The organism is Streptomyces altiplanensis, assembly GCF_053591575.1.
Genome location: NZ_JBSFUB010000017.1, coordinates 1 through 16,275 on the forward strand (window position 1 = coordinate 1; position 16,275 = coordinate 16,275).

The 16,275-nt window shown below is 71.4% G+C and carries 14 protein-coding genes; 8 read left to right on the forward strand and 6 right to left on the reverse strand.

The features are described 5' to 3' along the window. Positions 1 to 121 precede the first annotated feature (121 nt). Together ACWD0Y_RS11040 and ACWD0Y_RS11045 are read left to right on the forward strand one after the other, a co-directional pair. Positions 122 to 688 carry a DUF6114 domain-containing protein gene (locus tag ACWD0Y_RS11040; RefSeq protein ID WP_450260076.1) on the forward strand — a complete coding sequence of 189 codons (567 nt, stop codon included), beginning with the start codon at positions 122 to 124 and terminating at the stop codon, positions 686 to 688. Next, the gene (locus tag ACWD0Y_RS11045; RefSeq protein WP_450260077.1) at positions 678 to 2,069 is read left to right on the forward strand and encodes a hypothetical protein; all 1,392 of its coding nucleotides are present in this window, start codon (positions 678 to 680) and stop codon (positions 2,067 to 2,069) included. The genes ACWD0Y_RS11040 and ACWD0Y_RS11045 overlap by 11 nt, the downstream gene beginning before the upstream one ends. 118 nt (positions 2,070 to 2,187) lie before the next feature. Here ACWD0Y_RS11045 and pyk read toward each other — a convergent pair whose 3' ends face one another. The 3 genes from pyk to pta form a co-directional block, all read right to left on the reverse strand. Then, the gene (pyk, locus tag ACWD0Y_RS11050) at positions 2,188 to 3,618 is read right to left on the reverse strand and encodes a pyruvate kinase (RefSeq protein ID WP_450260078.1); all 1,431 of its coding nucleotides are present in this window, start codon (positions 3,616 to 3,618) and stop codon (positions 2,188 to 2,190) included. 74 nt (positions 3,619 to 3,692) lie between these two features. Continuing rightward, positions 3,693 to 4,964, reverse strand: coding sequence for an acetate kinase (locus tag ACWD0Y_RS11055; RefSeq protein ID WP_450260079.1), 1,272 nt, complete (start codon positions 4,962 to 4,964; stop codon positions 3,693 to 3,695). Beyond that, positions 4,961 to 7,036 (reverse strand): phosphate acetyltransferase, encoded by a 2,076-nt coding sequence (gene pta / locus ACWD0Y_RS11060; RefSeq protein ID WP_450260080.1) that lies wholly within the window; start codon positions 7,034 to 7,036, stop codon positions 4,961 to 4,963. Before pta ends, ACWD0Y_RS11055 begins: the two co-directional genes overlap by 4 nt. Positions 7,037 to 7,296: 260 nt before the next feature. Between pta and ACWD0Y_RS11065 the strand changes: the two genes are divergently transcribed. Then, positions 7,297 to 8,322 (forward strand): ATP-dependent 6-phosphofructokinase, encoded by a 1,026-nt coding sequence (locus ACWD0Y_RS11065; RefSeq protein ID WP_450260081.1) that lies wholly within the window; start codon positions 7,297 to 7,299, stop codon positions 8,320 to 8,322. 220 nt (positions 8,323 to 8,542) lie between these two features. After that, positions 8,543 to 9,634 carry a hypothetical protein gene (locus ACWD0Y_RS11070; RefSeq protein ID WP_450260082.1) on the forward strand — a complete coding sequence of 364 codons (1,092 nt, stop codon included), beginning with the start codon at positions 8,543 to 8,545 and terminating at the stop codon, positions 9,632 to 9,634. On the opposite strand, the gene ACWD0Y_RS11075 is transcribed toward ACWD0Y_RS11070, so the two are convergent. The 3 genes from ACWD0Y_RS11075 to ACWD0Y_RS11085 form a co-directional block, all read right to left on the reverse strand. Next, on the reverse strand, positions 9,606 to 10,277 hold the full coding sequence (locus ACWD0Y_RS11075) for a helix-turn-helix domain-containing protein (RefSeq protein WP_450260083.1): 672 nt from the start codon (positions 10,275 to 10,277) through the stop codon (positions 9,606 to 9,608). The two genes, ACWD0Y_RS11070 and ACWD0Y_RS11075, sit on opposite strands and share 29 nt — an antisense overlap. A gap of 103 nt (positions 10,278 to 10,380) precedes the next feature. After that, complete coding sequence (locus tag ACWD0Y_RS11080; RefSeq protein ID WP_450260084.1) at positions 10,381 to 11,064, reverse strand: response regulator; 684 nt, start codon at positions 11,062 to 11,064, stop codon at positions 10,381 to 10,383. 136 nt (positions 11,065 to 11,200) lie between these two features. Further along, on the reverse strand, positions 11,201 to 12,826 hold the full coding sequence (locus tag ACWD0Y_RS11085; protein WP_450260085.1) for a sensor histidine kinase: 1,626 nt from the start codon (positions 12,824 to 12,826) through the stop codon (positions 11,201 to 11,203). Between the two features lie 130 nt (positions 12,827 to 12,956). Between ACWD0Y_RS11085 and ACWD0Y_RS11090 the strand changes: the two genes are divergently transcribed. The 4 genes from ACWD0Y_RS11090 (at position 12,957) to trxA (ending at position 16,249) form a co-directional block, all read left to right on the forward strand. Then, a complete protein-coding gene (locus ACWD0Y_RS11090) occupies positions 12,957 to 14,315 on the forward strand; it encodes a cation:dicarboxylate symporter family transporter (protein ID WP_450260086.1) in 1,359 nt (452 codons plus the stop codon). 231 nt (positions 14,316 to 14,546) lie between these two features. Next, positions 14,547 to 15,428: an NAD(P)-dependent oxidoreductase gene (locus tag ACWD0Y_RS11095; protein WP_450260087.1), complete on the forward strand. Its 882-nt coding sequence runs from the start codon at positions 14,547 to 14,549 to the stop codon at positions 15,426 to 15,428. A 54-nt stretch (positions 15,429 to 15,482) separates the two neighbouring features. Then, positions 15,483 to 15,887 (forward strand): MerR family transcriptional regulator, encoded by a 405-nt coding sequence (locus ACWD0Y_RS11100; protein WP_450260088.1) that lies wholly within the window; start codon positions 15,483 to 15,485, stop codon positions 15,885 to 15,887. A gap of 26 nt (positions 15,888 to 15,913) precedes the next feature. Next, on the forward strand, positions 15,914 to 16,249 hold the full coding sequence (trxA, locus tag ACWD0Y_RS11105) for a thioredoxin (protein WP_450260089.1): 336 nt from the start codon (positions 15,914 to 15,916) through the stop codon (positions 16,247 to 16,249). The last annotated feature ends 26 nt before the right edge of the window (positions 16,250 to 16,275 follow it).

Genomic DNA, 16,275 nt, shown 5'->3' on the forward strand with positions numbered 1-16,275 from the left:
GGGAGCTGGCCGCGCTGTATGGGGCGACGGTGCTGCTCAAGGGGTCCACGACGCTGGTGGCCCCGGCCCGCCCCGTTCCCACCTTCTCTTCATGGCAACATCGTTTCAGGGAGCTGTTTTCATGAGCACTGAGTCCACAGGTTCCCGCGGATTCACCTACTGGCGGCTCCGCTTCCGCGCCTGGCGGGGGGCCCGGCCGTTCTGGGCGGGGCTGCTCACGCTGCTCGGGGGCGTACCGATCGCCTACGTCCCCTATGCCGATGTCACGCTCGGCCACCTCACGCTGACGATGGCCACCACGGCGGGCGCGGGTTCGCTGATCATCGGCGTACTGCTGATCACCCTGGGACTGACGATGTGGTTCCACCACATCGTGCGGGTGTTCGCCGGTATCGCGTCGATCCTGCTGGCGCTGGTCTCCCTTCCGGTGTCCAACTTCGGTGGCCTGGTGGTGGGTTTTCTGCTGGCCCTGATCGGTGGAGCGCTGTCGATCTCGTGGGCTCCGGGCGAGCCGGCGAAACCCGTGCCGGCCGAGGCGCCCGACGAACGGCCGGACCCGGACGGCGAAGCGGCCGGCCCCGTACGCCCCGGCCTCCCCGTGCGCCCTGACCTCAGAGCCGGCCAGGACGGCTCGTACGCGACCGACACATCTGTTGACGCCAACGGCGGGAGGAACAGTGCGGGGTGACGAGACGGAGCTGTCCGCGAACGGCAGGGACGGGACCCGTGAGAGGAAGGGACCGCGTCACGCGGCCCCCAGGAAGTCGCTCCTGACGAAGTTGCAGATACCCGCGGGCAAGGCGATGGCCCTGGCCGCGATGCCCACGGCGGTGTTCGTCGGCATGGCGCTCACCCCCAAGCCGGCCCTCGCCGACGACCAGGTGACGAACCCGTTCGCCCCGGGCCCCTGCGTGACCCGGTCGGACACTCCTGACCCGGACGCCTCCGCCTCGGAGGCTCCTGCCCCGGACGCCTCCGCGTCCAGGTCCCCCTCGGACGCGCCCTCGTCCCCGACGGCCACGCCCGGCCCGGGTGAGACGTCGGACAAGCCCGCGGAGACGGAAACCCCGGAGCCGGGCGAGACGCCGTCGGCGAGCGCGAGCACCACCGCGCCGGCCACCGAGCCCGCCAAGGAGCCGGAGACGGGCAAGACCGCGACGCCTGCCCCGAAGCCGACGGAGAGTGAAACCAGGAACCCGCTCGACCCGCTGGGTGTGGGCGACGCGATCAAGGACGTACTCGACGGGCCGGACAAGGAAACCGCCGCTCCCGAGCCGTCCGAGTCGAAGCCCGCCACCGGCGAGAGCGCGACCGCCAAGCCCGACGCCGGCAAGCCGGAGGCGAGTGAGCCGAAGGACCCGGCCGCCGAGAATCCGGTGGGCGACGCGGCCGACAGGACCAAGGACGCCATCAAGGACGCGGCGGACAAGGCGGGCGTGAAGGTCGAGGAACTCGGCGACGAGGTCAAGGACAGCGCGAACGACGCGAAAGACGCGCACGACGCGGACGGTACCGACGGCGCCGCGGACGAAGCGGCGGACGGCGCGACCGAGGGCCCCGCCGCGGACGCCGACGGCAAGGAGCCCTTCCCCTGCCCGACGGCGGACCCCGAGGCGCTCGCGAACGCCGAACTGGAGCAGGGGATCCCGGCCCTGCCGGACGACCCGTGGATCCTGGAGAGCTCGATGCTCACCCTGCGCGGGCTCGACTACAAGGGCATCGTCGAGGTCAGAACCGGCAGCGGCAAGATCAAGAAGGTCCTGAAGTTCACCGCGGTGGAGACCGACATCAAGGACCTGCACCAGAAGGTCGTCGGGCCGGGCGGCACCACGATGCACGCGCAGGCCGCGAAGGGCTCCACGTCGACCCTCCGCGACTCCACGGTCACCATGTACACGGAGGAGCTGAAGGGCAACCTCTTCGGCCTCATCCCGGTCACGTTCAGTCCGCAGACCCCGCCCCCGCTGAACATCCCGATCGCCATGTTCACGGACGTCAAGGTGACCCAGGCCGGCCAGTTCGGCGGCACCCTCACGATCCCCGGCCTGCACAACTTCCTCACCGGCTGAGAGCGAGGCCGGCCGCAGCAGCAACAGCAGCAGCAACGGCGGTGGCCCACCCCTCGATCGTCTCGATCAGGGGCGGGCCACCGCCGTTCACGTACCGCGGAAGCGGAAGCGTGCGACGTCAGTCGCGTTCGCCGCCGCCCAGGTGGTGCACCCGGACCATGTTGGTGGTGCCGGGGATGCCGGGGGGCGAGCCGGCGGTGATGACCATGGTGTCGCCGTTGTTGTAGCGCTGGAGCTTGAGCAGCTCGGCGTCCACCAGCTCCACCATCGCGTCGGTGTTGTCCACGTGCGGGACGACGAAGGACTCGACGCCCCAGCTGAGCGCGAGCTGGTTGCGGGTGCCGACGTCGGTGGTGAAGGCCAGGATCGGCTGCGCCGCGCGGTAGCGCGAGAGCCGTCGGGCCGTGTCGCCGGACTTGGTGAAGGCGACCAGTGCCTTGCCGTTCAGGAAGTCCGCGATCTCGGCGGCCGCGCGGGCGACCGAACCGCCCTGCGTACGGGGCTTCTTGCCGGGGACCAGCGGCTGGAGGCCCTTGGAGAGCAGCTCCTCCTCGGCCGCGACGACGATCTTCGACATCGTCTTGACCGTCTCGATCGGGTACGCCCCGACCGAGGACTCCGCGGACAGCATGACCGCGTCGGCCCCGTCCAGGATCGCGTTGGCCACGTCGGACGCCTCGGCGCGCGTCGGACGCGAGTTGGTGATCATCGACTCCATCATCTGGGTCGCGACGATCACCGGCTTGGCGTTGCGGCGGCACAGCTCGATGAGGCGCTTCTGCACCATCGGGACCTTTTCGAGCGGATACTCGACGGCCAGGTCACCACGGGCGACCATCACACCGTCGAACGCCATGACGACGCCCTCCATGTGCTCGACGGCCTGCGGCTTCTCGACCTTGGCGATGACGGGGACCCGGCGGCCCTCCTCGTCCATCACCTTGTGGACGTCCTTGATGTCGTCGGCGTCGCGCACGAAGGACAGCGCGACCATGTCGCAGCCCATCCGCAGGGCGAAGCGCAGGTCCTCGACGTCCTTCTCCGACAGGGCCGGGACGTTGACCGCCGCACCGGGCAGGTTGATGCCCTTGTGGTCGGAGACCACACCGCCCTCGATCACGATGGTGTGGACCCGCGGGCCCTCGACCGCGGTGACCTTGAGTTCGACGTTGCCGTCGTTGATCAGGATCGGGTCGCCCTTGGAGACGTCGCCGGGCAGACCCTTGTAGGTCGTGCCGCAGATCGACTTGTCGCCCGGGACGTCCTCGGCGGTGATGACGAACTCGTCCCCGCGGACCAGTTCGACCGGCCCCTCGGCGAACTTCGCCAGCCGGATCTTCGGGCCCTGGAGGTCGGCGAGCACGCCCACCGCGCGGCCGGTCTCTTCGGCGGCCTTGCGGACCAGGTCGTACCGGCCCTGGTGCTCGGCGTGGGTGCCGTGGCTGAAGTTGAAGCGGGCCACGCTCATGCCTGCCTCGATCAGAGCCACAAGCTGGTCGTGGGAGTCGACGGCGGGACCCAGTGTGCAAACGATTTTGGAACGGCGCATGAGGCGGATCCTATCGGTTTGTTTCGCTGCGGAATATTCCGTCTGGTGGAATGTACAAATGGGCGGGAGGCCGCTCAGGCGTTGACCAATGCATACGTCTGCCGGGCGATTTCCAATTCTTCGTCGGTCGGTACGACGGCGACCGCGACCCGGGCGTACTCCGGCGAGATCAGCCGCGCCGAATCCGCCCGTACGGCGTTGAGATCAGCGTCCACCGCCAGGCCCATTTCCTCCAGTCCCGCGATAGCGGCCGCGCGTACCGGCGCCGCGTTCTCACCGACTCCCGCCGTGAACACCACCGCGTCGACCCGGCCCAGAACGGCGTAATAGGCACCGATGTACTTCTTCAGCCGGTGGATGTAGATATCGAAAGCCAGCTGCGCCCGCTCGTCGCCCTCGTCGATACGGCGGCGTATCTCCCGCATGTCGTTGTCACCGCACAGGCCGACCAGACCGCTCTTCTTGTTGAGCAGTACGTCGATCTCGTCGGCGGACATCCCGGCGACCCGCATGAGGTGGAACGTCACCGCCGGATCGATGTCACCGGAGCGCGTACCCATCACGAGCCCCTCCAAGGGCGTCAGCCCCATCGAGGTGTCCACGCACTGCCCGCCCCGCACGGCGGTCGCCGAGGCCCCGTTGCCCAGGTGCAGCACGATGACGTTGACCTCGGACGGGTCCTTGCCCAGCAGCCTGGCCGTCTCGTGGGAGACGTACGCGTGCGAGGTGCCGTGGAAGCCGTAGCGGCGGATGCGATGGGCGTCGGCGGTCTCGACGTCGATCGCGTACCGGGCCGCGGACTCCGGCATCGTCGTGTGGAAGGCCGTGTCGAAGACGGCGACCTGCGGCAGGTCGGGGCGCAGCGACTGCGCCGTGCGGATGCCGGTGATGTTCGCCGGGTTGTGCAGCGGGGCGACCGGGACGAGCCGCTCGACCTCCTTCAGCACCTCGTCGGTGATCACGGTCGGCTCGCTGAACTTCAGCCCGCCGTGCACCACCCGGTGGCCGATGGCGGCCAGCGCGGGGGAGTCCAGGCCGAGCCCGTCGCGCGACAGTTCTCCGGCGACGGCCTCCAGCGCGGCCGCGTGGTCGGCGATCGGGCCGGTGCGCTCGCGCTTCTCGTCGCTGCCGCCGTCGCCGGTCAGCGGGGTGTGCACCAGGCGCGAGGTCTCCTCACCGATCCGCTCGACCAGGCCGACGGCGAGACGCGTGCTGTCGCGCATGTCGAGCAGCTGGTACTTCACCGACGAGGAGCCGGAGTTGAGGACGAGGACGCGCGTGGCAGCAGTCACGGGTGCGGTGCTTTCTGGGTTCGGAGGGGTCGGAGGGGTGGGCGCGGACGTCATGCGGTCTCGCCCTGGGCCTGGATCGCCGTGATGGCGACCGTGTTGACGATGTCCTGGACCAGGGCGCCGCGCGAGAGGTCGTTGACCGGCTTGTTCAGGCCCTGGAGGACCGGGCCTACGGCGACGGCGCCGGCCGAGCGCTGGACGGCCTTGTAGGTGTTGTTGCCGGTGTTCAGGTCCGGGAAGATCAGCACCGACGCCTGGCCCGCGACCTCGGAGCCGGGCAGCTTGGTGGCGGCCACGGACGGCTCGACCGCGGCGTCGTACTGGATCGGCCCCTCGACCGGCAGGTCGGGACGGGTGGCGCGCACCAGCTCGGTGGCCTCGCGCACCTTGTCGACGTCCGCGCCGGTGCCGGAGCTGCCGGTCGAGTACGACAGCATCGCGATCCGCGGGGCCACGCCGAACTTCGCGGCCGTGGCCGCCGACTGGACGGCGATGTCCGCGAGCTGCACGGCGTCCGGGTCCGGGTTGACCGCGCAGTCGCCGTACACGAGGGCCTTGTCGGCGAGCAGCATGAAGAAGACCGACGAGACGATCTTGGCGTCCGGCTTGGTCTTGATGATCTCGAAGGCGGGACGGATGGTCGCGGCGGTGGAGTGCACCGAGCCCGACACCATGCCGTCGGCCAGGCCCTCGTGGACCATCATCGTGCCGAAGTAGTTGACGTCGGCCACCACGTCGTACGCCAGCTCCACGCTGACGCCCTTGTGGGCGCGCAGCATCGCGTACGACTCCGCGAAACGGCCGCGCAGCTCGGAGGTCTGCGGGTCGATGAGCTGGGTCTTCGTGAGGTCGATGCCCAGGTCGGCGGCCTTCTTGCGCAGGATGTCGACGTCGCCGAGCAGCGTCAGGTCGCACACGTCGCGGCGCAGCAGCACGTCGGCGGCGCGCAGCACGCGCTCCTCGGTGCCCTCGGGCAGCACGACGCGGCGGCGGTTGGACCGGGCCCGCTCCAGCAGCTCGTGCTCGAACATCATCGGGGTCACGCGGCCGCTGCGGGCCACCGACATCCGGGTCAGCAGGTCGGCGGTGTCGACGTACCGCTCGAAGAGGCCGAGCGCGGTCTCCGCCTTGCGGGGGGTGGCGGCGTTGAGCTTGCCCTCCAGGGCGAAGAGTTCGCCCGCGGTGGGGAAGGAGCCGCCGGCCACCGAGACCACCGGGGTGCCGGGCGCGAGGCGCGAGGCGAGGGTGAGGACCTCGGCGCCGGGGCGCTCGTCGAGGGTGAGGAGTACGCCCGCTATGGGAGGGGTCCCGGCGCTGTGCGCGGCGAGCGCGCCCACCACCAGGTCGGCGCGGTCGCCGGGGGTCACGACGAGGCAGCCGGGGGTCAGGGCGTTCAGGAAGTTCGGCAGCATCGCGCCGCCGAAGACGAAGTCCAGGGCGTCGCGCGCCAGGCCCGAGTCGTCGCCGAGCAGCACCTTGCCGCCGAGGGCGTGGGTGATCTGGGCGACCGTGGGGGCGGACAGCGCGGGCTCGTCCGGCAGGACGTAGCAGGGCACCGGGAGACGGGTCCTCAGGCGCTCGGCGACCTCGGCGCGGTCGGCCGGGGCGACGCGGTTGGCCACCATCGCGAGGACCTGGCAGCCCAGGGCCTCGTACGCGCGGTACGCGTTGCGGGTCTCGGCGCGCACCGCGTCGGCGGGCTGCTTCCTGCCGCCGACCACCGGGATGACCGAGGCGCCGAACTCGTTGGCGAGGCGGGCGTTCAGGGCCAGCTCCTCGGGCAGCTGGGTGTCGGCGAAGTCCGTACCGAGCACCAGGACGACCTCGTAGTCCCGCGCCACCCGGTGGAAGCGGTCGACGATGCGGGACACCAGCTCGTCGGTGCCCTTCTCGGCCTGAAGGGCCGCCGCCTCCTGGTAGTACATTCCGTATCCGGTCGCCGGGTCCTGCGTCAGCCGGTACCGGGCGCGCAGCAGGTCGAAGAGCCGGTCCGGCCCGTCGTGGACCAGAGGACGGAACACGCCCACCCGGTCCACCTGGCGCGTCAGGAGCTCCATGACTCCCAGCTCGATGACCTGCCGGCCGTCTCCCCGGTCGATCCCGGTCACGTACACGCTGCGCGTCACGTGTGCTCTCCGTCCAGTTAGGGTGGTCTTGCCCTCTTGACAATACCTGTGCGGGTGGATAGGGCGCCCGCCGGGCAAGGGGGCTGTGAGGCCCGGGAGCGAAGGCCCCGTACGGGCTGCGCGGCGGTTGCGCGGCGGCCCCGGCGAGGCCCTGTCCGGGCCCTGTGACCGGAGTAGCCGGAAGCGCGGAGCCCATGCGAGCCGTGAAACAATCGGGTTCTGGCTCACATGTACCACTAGCGAGCAGGAGACACAGCACGATGCGTATCGGAGTTCTCACCGCAGGCGGAGACTGCCCGGGGCTGAACGCAGTGATCCGGTCGGTCGTGCACCGTGCCGTGGCAGGTCACGGCGACGAAGTCATCGGGTTCGAGGACGGTTTCAAGGGCCTGCTCGACGGCCACTACCGCCCGCTCGACCTCAACGCCGTCAGTGGCATCCTCTCCCGCGGCGGTACGATCCTGGGTTCCGCGCGTCTGGAGCGCAACCGGCTGCGCGAAGCGGCCGAGAACTGGCACGAGCTGTCGGAGCGCACCGGCATCGACGCGCTGATCCCGATCGGCGGCGAGGGCACGCTGACCGCGTCCCGGATGCTGTCGGACGCGGGGATGCCGGTCGTCGGCGTGCCCAAGACCATCGACAACGACATCAACGGCACCGACCGCACCTTCGGCTTCGACACGGCCGTGGGTGTCGCGACCGAGGCCATAGACCGTCTCAAGACCACCGCCGAGTCGCACCAGCGCGTCATGGTCGTCGAGGTCATGGGCCGGCACGCGGGGTGGATCGCGCTGGAGTCCGGGATGGCGGGCGGCGCGCACGGCATCTGCCTGCCCGAGCGCCCCTTCGAGGTCGACGACCTGGTGAAGATGGTCGAGGAACGCTTCGCGCGCGGCAAGAAGTTCGCGGTCGTGTGCATCGCGGAAGGCGCGCGTCCGACCGAGGGCTCCATGCCGTACGAGAAGGGCGCCATCGACCAGTTCGGGCACGAGCGCTTCACCGGCATCGGCAACCGGCTCGCGAGCGAGCTGGAGAAGCGGCTCGGCAAGGAGGCCCGGCCGGTCATCCTCGGCCACGTCCAGCGCGGCGGCACCCCGACGGCGTACGACCGTGTCCTCGCGACCCGCTTCGGCTGGCACGCGGTGGAGGCGGTGCACCGGGGCGACTTCGGCAGGATGACGGCGCTGACCGGCACCGAGATCACGACGGTGCCGCTGGCCGCGGGCGTCGAGGAGCTGAAGACGGTGCCGGAGGAGCGGATGTACGAGGCGGAATCCGTCTTCTAGCCGCGCCCTCACCCGATTCGCGCGCTTCGCCTGCTTCACCCGCTTCGTGTGCCGGGCGGCCCTGGTCGACTCCCCCGTGGACGACCAGGGCCGCTCGGCTGCTTTCCGGCTGGAGCAGCCGGTTTCCACTCTTGAGTTGCGCGCCCCTTTCAACAAGTCTTTTCCTTGTCCCGGACATGTCCCAACTCTGTCCGGCGGGGCGGGAGAGGCAGGAACGCGCATGTCCGACGACGAGGGATCCCCGGATCCGTACGGGATACGGAACGCCGGCGAGCTCATCGCCGCGCTCCGCGCGCTCAAGGACTGGTCGGGTCTCACCTACCGGGAGCTGACGGTGCGGGCGGAGGCCGCCGGTGACGTACTGCCGCGCTCCACGGTCGCCAACATGCTGGCGCGCGCGACGCTGCCCCGCGAGGAACTGGTGGCGGCGTACGTACGGGCGTGCGGCTGCGGCCCCGGGACGGTCGAGAGCTGGCTGAAGGTCCGCAAGGAGCTCTCCACCCGCTCCGCCCGCTCCCTCCGCGAGCCGCGGCCCACGGCGCCGGCCACCCCGCCTCCGGCCGCCGCGCTGCCGGGTACCGGCCCCGAGAAGGCGGGCGGCGGGAGCGAGGGCGTCGAGGGCGTGCACGGCGGGGAGGCGGGACCGGCGGGCGCGGACGGCAGGGGCGCGGACGGCAGGGGCGCGCGCGGCGGGGGCGCGGGTTCTGGCGGGGTGCGGCGGCGGTGCCCCGCCGTGGTGGTGGTGCCGGTCGTACTCGCGCTGATCGCGGCGGCGGTGGCGGCCGGGCTGTACGCGTCGGGCGGCAGGGCGGGCGGCGCTGCCGACGGCGGGGCGCACGGCGCACCGGCCGCCGGGGAGCGGACCGTCCGGGTCGGGAAGTCATCGCTCTGTCTGACCGAACGGGCCGGATCCACCGGGCACCTCTTCCAGGGGCCCTGCGAGAGCGCGACCCCGCGCTTCACGCTCGTGCCGCGCGGCGGCGCCACCTGGCGCATCGCCACCCTGCACCCCGAGTCCGGCGAGGGCTGCCTGGGCGTCCAGAGGTCGGCCCGCCACACGGGGGCCTCGCTGGAGAACGACTACTGCGGCAGGCGCGACGAGGCGGAGACCTTCCGGCTCGATCCGGTCGGCAGCCCCGTCGAGGGCTACCGGATCCGGCCCCTGCACACCGGTCTGTGCCTCGGAGCCGAGGAGGGGCCGTCGGGCGAGCTCTGGGCCGAGGTGGTGCAGACGAAGTGCGCGGCGGACGCGACGACGCAGATCTTCCGGTTCGACCCGCCCCTCAGCGCGTCAGCTGCCAGAAACGGCTGACGATCTCGTCCAGGAACTCCCGGCCCGCCGCGCCGTCCCCCGAATCGCCGCCCCAGCTCAGCGTCGCCACCATCCGCGACTGGTAGTCGGCGTGCAGCCGCTGGAGCACGTCCTCCACCTGCCTCCGCTCCAGGGGGACCAGCTTCGCCGTCGGGCGTACGTACGCCTGCCAGCGCGTCGTCACCGCGCTGCGCAGCACCTGCGCCAGCTCCTCGTCGCGGCCCGTCGCCGTGAGGAACTCCTCCGCCGAAAGGCCGAGCACCTCGGCGAGCGCCGCCGACTGCCGTTCGTTGCCGCGCCAGCGCCCCGCGTCCTCCATCCGCCGGTACGCGTCCTGGTCCAGGCCCACCAGCCGTGCCAGGTCGGGCACCCCGAGGCCCCGTGCCATCCGGTGCTCGCGCAGCGTGGCGGGGGCGGCGAGCAGGTCGCCGACCGAACACCACAGGACTCCGGCGAGCGCGGTGATCTCCTGCGAACCGGGCGCGCGCAGCCCGCGCTCCCAGGCGGTGACCAGGTCGGGGCCGATGTTCAGCCCGTACTGCGCACGCAGCCCGTAGGCGACGTGGCCGGGCGCCATTCCCAGGGCTTCGCGCAGACGGCGCGCGGCGGGAGCGTTGAAAGGCGGGGAGGGGTGCACGCGCACACCGTACGGAGGGCGGGGCCGCGGCGACTACGGTGCGTTCCCCCAAGATCACAAATCGTAGGAACGTCCTACGATCCCGCCCGAAGAGGACCGGTGCGGTCGTTCAGCGCATGGCGGTCCACCGGTAGTACAGCTCCGGACGGCCGACCTGCCCGTACTGCGGACTGCGCTCGGCGCGGCCCGTCGCGACCAGGTGCTCCAGGTAGCGGCGGGCGGTGATCCGCGAGATCCCGACCGCGGCGGCGGCCGTGGTCGCGGTGATGCCGTCCGGTGCCTCGCGCAGGGTACGGGTGACCGCCTCCAGCGTCGGGGCGCTGAGCCCCTTGGGAAGGGCGGCGGGCTGGGGGGTGCGCAGGGCGGCGAGCGCCCGGTCCACCTCGTCCTGACCGCTGGCCTCACCGGCGGCCGCCCGGAACTCGGCGTAGCGGGTGAGGCGGTCGCGCAGGGTGGCGAAGGTGAAGGGCTTCAGGACGTACTGGACGACGCCGAGGGACACGCCTTCGCGTACGACGGCCAGGTCGCGGGCCGAGGTGACGGCGATGACGTCGGCGGTGTGGCCGGCGCCGCGCAGCGAACGTACGAGCTGGAGGCCGTGCCCGTCGGGCAGGTAGAGGTCGAGGAGGAGCAGGCCGACGGGTTCCCGGTCGAGCGCCCGCACCGCCTCCGCCCGGGAATGGGCGACCCCGGCCACGGCGAAACCGGGCACGCGGCCGACGTACAGCGCATGGGCGTCGGCGGCGACGGGGTCGTCCTCGACGACGAGGACGCGGATGGGGGTCGGGTTCATGGGGCCGTCTCCGGTTGCGGGGCGGGGAAGGGAGGGACGGTGAAAGGAGAGGCGGGGAAGGGAGGGGCGGGGAAGGGAGGGGCGGGGGAAGGAAGGGCGGGGGAAGGAAGGGCGGGAAAGGAGAAGGTCTGCCGCGTCATACCCGTGCCTCCGCCGCCCTCTCCGTCGCCGTCGCGCGCAGCGGCAGCCGTACCGTGAACCGCGCGCCGCCCCCGTGAGCTTCGGTCAGCGCCACCGTGCCGCCGCCCCGGTGCACCGCCTGGCGCACCAGCGCCAGCCCCAGCCCGCGCCCCGCGCTCTTCGTCGACCAGCCGCGGGCGAAGACCGCGTCCGCGGCGGCCGGGTCGACACCCGGCCCGGTGTCCTCGACCCGCAGCAGCAGCTCGCGGCCCCGGTCGGTGCGGGCCGTCACCGTGACCCGCGCGCCGTCGCTGCCCTGCGCCGCGTCCACCGCGTTGTCGATCAGGTTGCCCAGGATCGTCACCAGGTCACGGGCCGGGAGCGTGCCCGGCAGGAGGCCGTCGTCGATCCGGCTGTCCTCGTCCAGCAGCAGCGCCACGCCCCGTTCGTTCGCCTGCGCCGCCTTGCCCAGCAGCAGCGCCGCGAGCACCGGCTCGCCGACCGCGCCGACGACCTGGTCGGTGAGAGTCTGGGCCAGCTCCAGCTCCGCCGTGGCGAACTCCACCGCCTCGTCCACGCGGCCGAGTTCGATGAGGGAGACGACCGTGTGCAGGCGGTTCGCCGCCTCGTGCGCCTGCGAGCGCAGCGCCTGCGTGAAGCCGCGCTCCGAGTCCAGCTCGCCGGACAGCGCCTGGAGTTCGGTGTGGTCGCGCAGGGTCACGACCGTGCCGCGCCGCTCCCCGCCGCTGACCGGCGAGCTGTTGACGACGATTACCCGGTCCGCCGTCAGGTGCACCTCGTCGACGCGCGGCCCGGGGGCCAGCAGCGCCGCCGTGAGCGGCTCGGGGAGGTCCATTTCGGCCACCGGGCGGCCGACCGCGTCGGGCCCGAGGCCGAGCAGTTCGCGCCCGCCGTCGTTGATCAGCGCGATGCGCTGACGCCCGTCCAGCATCAGCAGGCCCTCGCGCACCGCGTGCAGCGCCGCCTCGTGGTAGTCGTGCATGCGGCTCAGCTCGCGGGCGTTCATGCCGTGCGTGTGCCGCCGCAGCCGGGCGTTGATGACGTACGTACCGACGCCGCCCAGGGCGAGCGCGCCCGAGGCCATGCCGGACAGCGCCGCCACCTGCTGCCGCACCTGCGCGCTGATGGTCTCGATGGTGATGCCCGCGCTGACGAGCCCGATGATCCGCCCGCCGCGGGCCTCGGTGTCCCGTACCGGAGCCACCACGCGCACCGACCGCCCCAGCACTCCCACGTACGTCTCGTCGAAGGTGCGGCCCGCCAGGGCGGGTCCCGTGTGCCCCAGGTACGTCCTGCCGATCTCCTGCGCCTCCGGATGCGTCCAGCGCGTGCCGTCCGGCGCCATGATCGTGACGAAGGTGACGCCGGCCTCCTTGCGGAGCGCCTCGGTGTACGGCTGGAGGAGCCCGGTCGGGTGGTCCGAGCGGGCCGCCTCGACCACCGCGGGGGACTTCGCGACGGCGGTGGCGGTGGCGAACACCTGCCGCCGCGCGGTCTCCTCGGCCTGGGACCGGTCCGAGACGTACGCGAAGACCGCACACCCCGCGACGATCACCGCCACCAGCACGACCTGCATCGCGAAGAGCTGGCCGGCCAGGCTGCGTGGGCGGGGGATGCGCATGCCGCAAGTGTGCCTGGCCGAAAACCCATGAACGTAATGCACGTAAGGGTGACGGCCGTCACAGGGGTGATGGATAGTCGCCGGGACCCATCGGGACGTGGGCGCCGCAGGACAATACGAGGAGGACCCCGTGGCAGGCACAGCCGCAAGACGGGACCGTACGCACTATCTGTACATCGCCGTGATCATTGCCGTGGCACTCGGCGTCGTGGTGGGCTTCGCCGCTCCCGGTGTGGCCGTCGAGCTCAAGCCACTCGGCACCGGCTTCGTCAATCTGATCAAGATGATGATTTCCCCGATCATCTTCTGCACGATCGTGCTGGGCATCGGCTCGGTCCGCAAGGCCGCCAAGGTCGGTGCGGTGGGTGGCATCGCACTCGGCTACTTCACGGTGATGTCGCTGGTCGCGCTCGCCATCGGCCTGATCGTCGGCAACGTGCTGCACCCCGGTGACAGCCTGGCGGTGACCGACGCGATCAAGGAGGCGGGGCAGGGCCAGGCCGCGGCCGAGGCCAAGGACACGGTCGAATTCGTGCTCGGGATCATCCCGACCACGTTCGTCTCCGCCTTCACCACGGGCGAGGTCCTCCAGACCCTCCTCGTGGCGCTGCTCGCCGGCTTCGCGCTGCAGGCCATGGGCTCGGCCGGCCAGCCCGTCCTGCGCGGTGTCGAGCACATCCAGCGGCTCGTCTTCCGCATCCTGGGCATGGTGATGTGGGCGGCGCCGGTCGGTGCCTTCGGCGCGATCGCGGCCGTCACCGGCTCGGCCGGCCTGGACGCCCTGAAGAGCCTCGCCGTGCTGATGCTGGGGTTCTACGTCACCTGTTTCCTCTTCGTCTTCATCGTGCTCGCCGGGCTGCTGCGCATCGTCGCGGGCCTCAACATCCTCACGTTCTTCAAATACCTGGGCCGTGAGTTCCTGCTGATCCTGTCCACCTCCTCCTCCGAGTCCGCCCTCCCGCGGCTCATCGCGAAGATGGAACACCTGGGCATCAGCAAGCCGGTGGTCGGCATCACGGTTCCGACCGGCTACTCCTTCAACCTCGACGGCACCATGATCTACATGACCATGGCCTCGCTCTTCATCGCCGAGGCCATGGGCGACCCGATGTCGGTCGGGGAGCAGATCCCGCTCCTCCTCTTCCTCCTCGTCGCGTCGAAGGGCGCGGCGGGTGTCAGCGGGGCCGGACTGGCCACCCTGGCCGGCGGCCTCCAGTCGCACCGCCCGGAACTGGTCGACGGAGTCGGCCTGATCGTCGGCATCGACCGCTTCATGAGCGAGGCGCGCGCCCTGACGAACTTCGCGGGCAACGCGGTGGCGACGGTGCTGGTCGGCACGTGGACGAAGGAGGTCGACAAGGAGCGGGTCGACCAGGTACTGGCCGGTCTGGTGCCGTTCGACGAGAAGACGCTGCTCGACGACGCGCACGGCGACGTGCCGGACGTGCCGGAGGCGCGGAACGACGAAAAGGCGGCGGCGGGCGTGTGACGCGGCGACGCGGCGACGCGACGAGAGCGGCCCGGCCGGTACGGAACCCTTTCCGTACCGGCCGGACGGCCGAGCGGCGGAACAACAGCCCGCACAGCACCCGCAGTTGCCTCGGCCGCCGCGCCCGGGGCAGGGGCTCTGCCCGCTGACCTCGATGCTTACCTTCCGGTGGGTATCGGACTTAAAAGTCGGTACTTGTCGGTCGGGCGGTGGCGTCGAAGCATGGTGGTCATGACTTCCGGCCACCTTGCTCCCGTAACCGTCATCGGCCTCGGCTCCATGGGCCGCGCACTCGCCGGCGCCTTCCTGGACGCCGGCCGTCCCACCACCGTCTGGAACCGCTCCGAGGGGGAGGGCGACGACCTCGTCGCACGCGGTGCGGTCCTCGCGGCCACCGCCGAAGAAGCCGTCCGGGCGAGCGAGGTGACCGTCGTCTGCGTCGTCGACTACGACGCCTCGCAGGCGATCCTCGAACCGCTCGCCGACGCCCTCGCGGGCCGCGTCCTGGTCAACCTCACCTCGGACTCCCCGGAGCGGGCCCGCACGGCGGCGGCCTGGGCGGGCGAGCACGGCATCGCGTATCTGGACGGGGCGGTGATGGTGCCGACCCAGCTCGTCGGCGGGCCGCAGGCGCTGATCCTCTACGCCGGCGAGCGGCCGGTGTTCGAGACGTACGAGACCGTACTCGAGGAGCTTGCCGGCCGGAGTGCCTACCTGGGCGAGGACCACGGGCTCGCCGCCGTGTACGACCTGTCGATGCTGGACCTCTTCTACGCGAGCATGTCGGGCCTGGTGCACGCCTTCGCCCTGGCCCGGGAGGACAAGGTCGCCGCCACGGCCCTCGCCCCGTACCTGAACTCCATCACCGCGATCCTGCCGGACATCGCGGCCGGCATGGCGGCCGCGATCGACACGGGGAACTACGACGGCGAGCAGGCCAACCTGGGCATGATGACCGCGAGCGTCGACCACCTCCTGCACATGTCACGGGACCGCGGCCTCGACACGGGCCAGCTGGAGGCGATCAAGGCCGTCGCCGGCCGTGCGGTCGCCGAGGGGCACGGCGCGGACGACTGGGTGAGCACGATCGAGGTGCTCAAGCTCAAGGGCTGAGCCCCGGTCTCCTCCCTTGCCTTGACGCCGACGTCAAGGATTACCGTCAGGGGCATGCGAATCGGCGAGCTGGCGGAGCGGGCGGGGACGACCACCCGGGCACTGCGCTACTACGAGTCCCGCGGGCTCCTCCCCGCCCGGCGCGCGGTCAACGGCTACCGCACGTACGACGAGGACGACCTGCGGCTCCTCCAGCAGATCCGGACCCTTCAGGACTTCGGGTTCGGCCTGGAGGAGACCCGCCCCTTCGTGGACTGCCTGCGGGCGGGCCACCCGGCGGGGGACTCCTGCCCGGCCTCGCTGGACGTGTACCGGCGCAAGCTGTCCGAACTCGACGCGGTGATCGGTCAGTTGCAGGCCGTACGCACCCAGGTGGGCGCCCAGCTCGCCCGCGCCGAGCTCGAAGCCGGAGCCACCCTGCCGGGCGGCCCCGAGCCGCGCTGCGAACTGACTGACTGACTGACTGACGGACTGAGGAGACTTCGATGGTGCAAGCAGTGGGTGTGGACGCGGTGACGGACGCGACCTTCGACGACGACGTACTGAAGTCCGACCGGCCCGTCCTCGTACAGTTCACGGCCGACTGGTGCGGCCCGTGCCGCCAGCTGGCGCCCGTACTGAGCGAGGTGGCCCGGGAGGAGGCCGGCCGCCTCAAGGTGGTCCAGCTGGACGTGGACCTCAACCCCGGTACGGCGATCCGGTACGGCGTGCTGTCGACCCCGACGCTCGTCGTCTTCCGCGACGGCGAGCCCGTGAAGCAGATGGTCGGCGCCCGCCCCAAGCGGAAGCTCCTCCAGGAACTGGCGGACGCGGACAGGTAACCGGGTCCGGCGGGCGACAGGCTGCC

Coding starts and splice junctions, on each gene's coding strand:
- pyk (WP_450260078.1), bottom strand. CDS start 3,618: ATGCGCCGTTCCAAAATCGTTTGCACACTGGGTCCCGCCGTCGACTCC.
- ACWD0Y_RS11095 (WP_450260087.1), top strand. CDS start 14,547: ATGACTTCCGGCCACCTTGCTCCCGTAACCGTCATCGGCCTCGGCTCC.
- ACWD0Y_RS11070 (WP_450260082.1), top strand. CDS start 8,543: ATGTCCGACGACGAGGGATCCCCGGATCCGTACGGGATACGGAACGCC.
- ACWD0Y_RS11055 (WP_450260079.1), bottom strand. CDS start 4,964: ATGACGTCCGCGCCCACCCCTCCGACCCCTCCGAACCCAGAAAGCACC.
- ACWD0Y_RS11085 (WP_450260085.1), bottom strand. CDS start 12,826: ATGCGCATCCCCCGCCCACGCAGCCTGGCCGGCCAGCTCTTCGCGATG.
- ACWD0Y_RS11065 (WP_450260081.1), top strand. CDS start 7,297: ATGCGTATCGGAGTTCTCACCGCAGGCGGAGACTGCCCGGGGCTGAAC.
- trxA (WP_450260089.1), top strand. CDS start 15,914: ATGGTGCAAGCAGTGGGTGTGGACGCGGTGACGGACGCGACCTTCGAC.
- ACWD0Y_RS11080 (WP_450260084.1), bottom strand. CDS start 11,064: ATGAACCCGACCCCCATCCGCGTCCTCGTCGTCGAGGACGACCCCGTC.
- ACWD0Y_RS11040 (WP_450260076.1), top strand. CDS start 122: ATGAGCACTGAGTCCACAGGTTCCCGCGGATTCACCTACTGGCGGCTC.
- ACWD0Y_RS11100 (WP_450260088.1), top strand. CDS start 15,483: ATGCGAATCGGCGAGCTGGCGGAGCGGGCGGGGACGACCACCCGGGCA.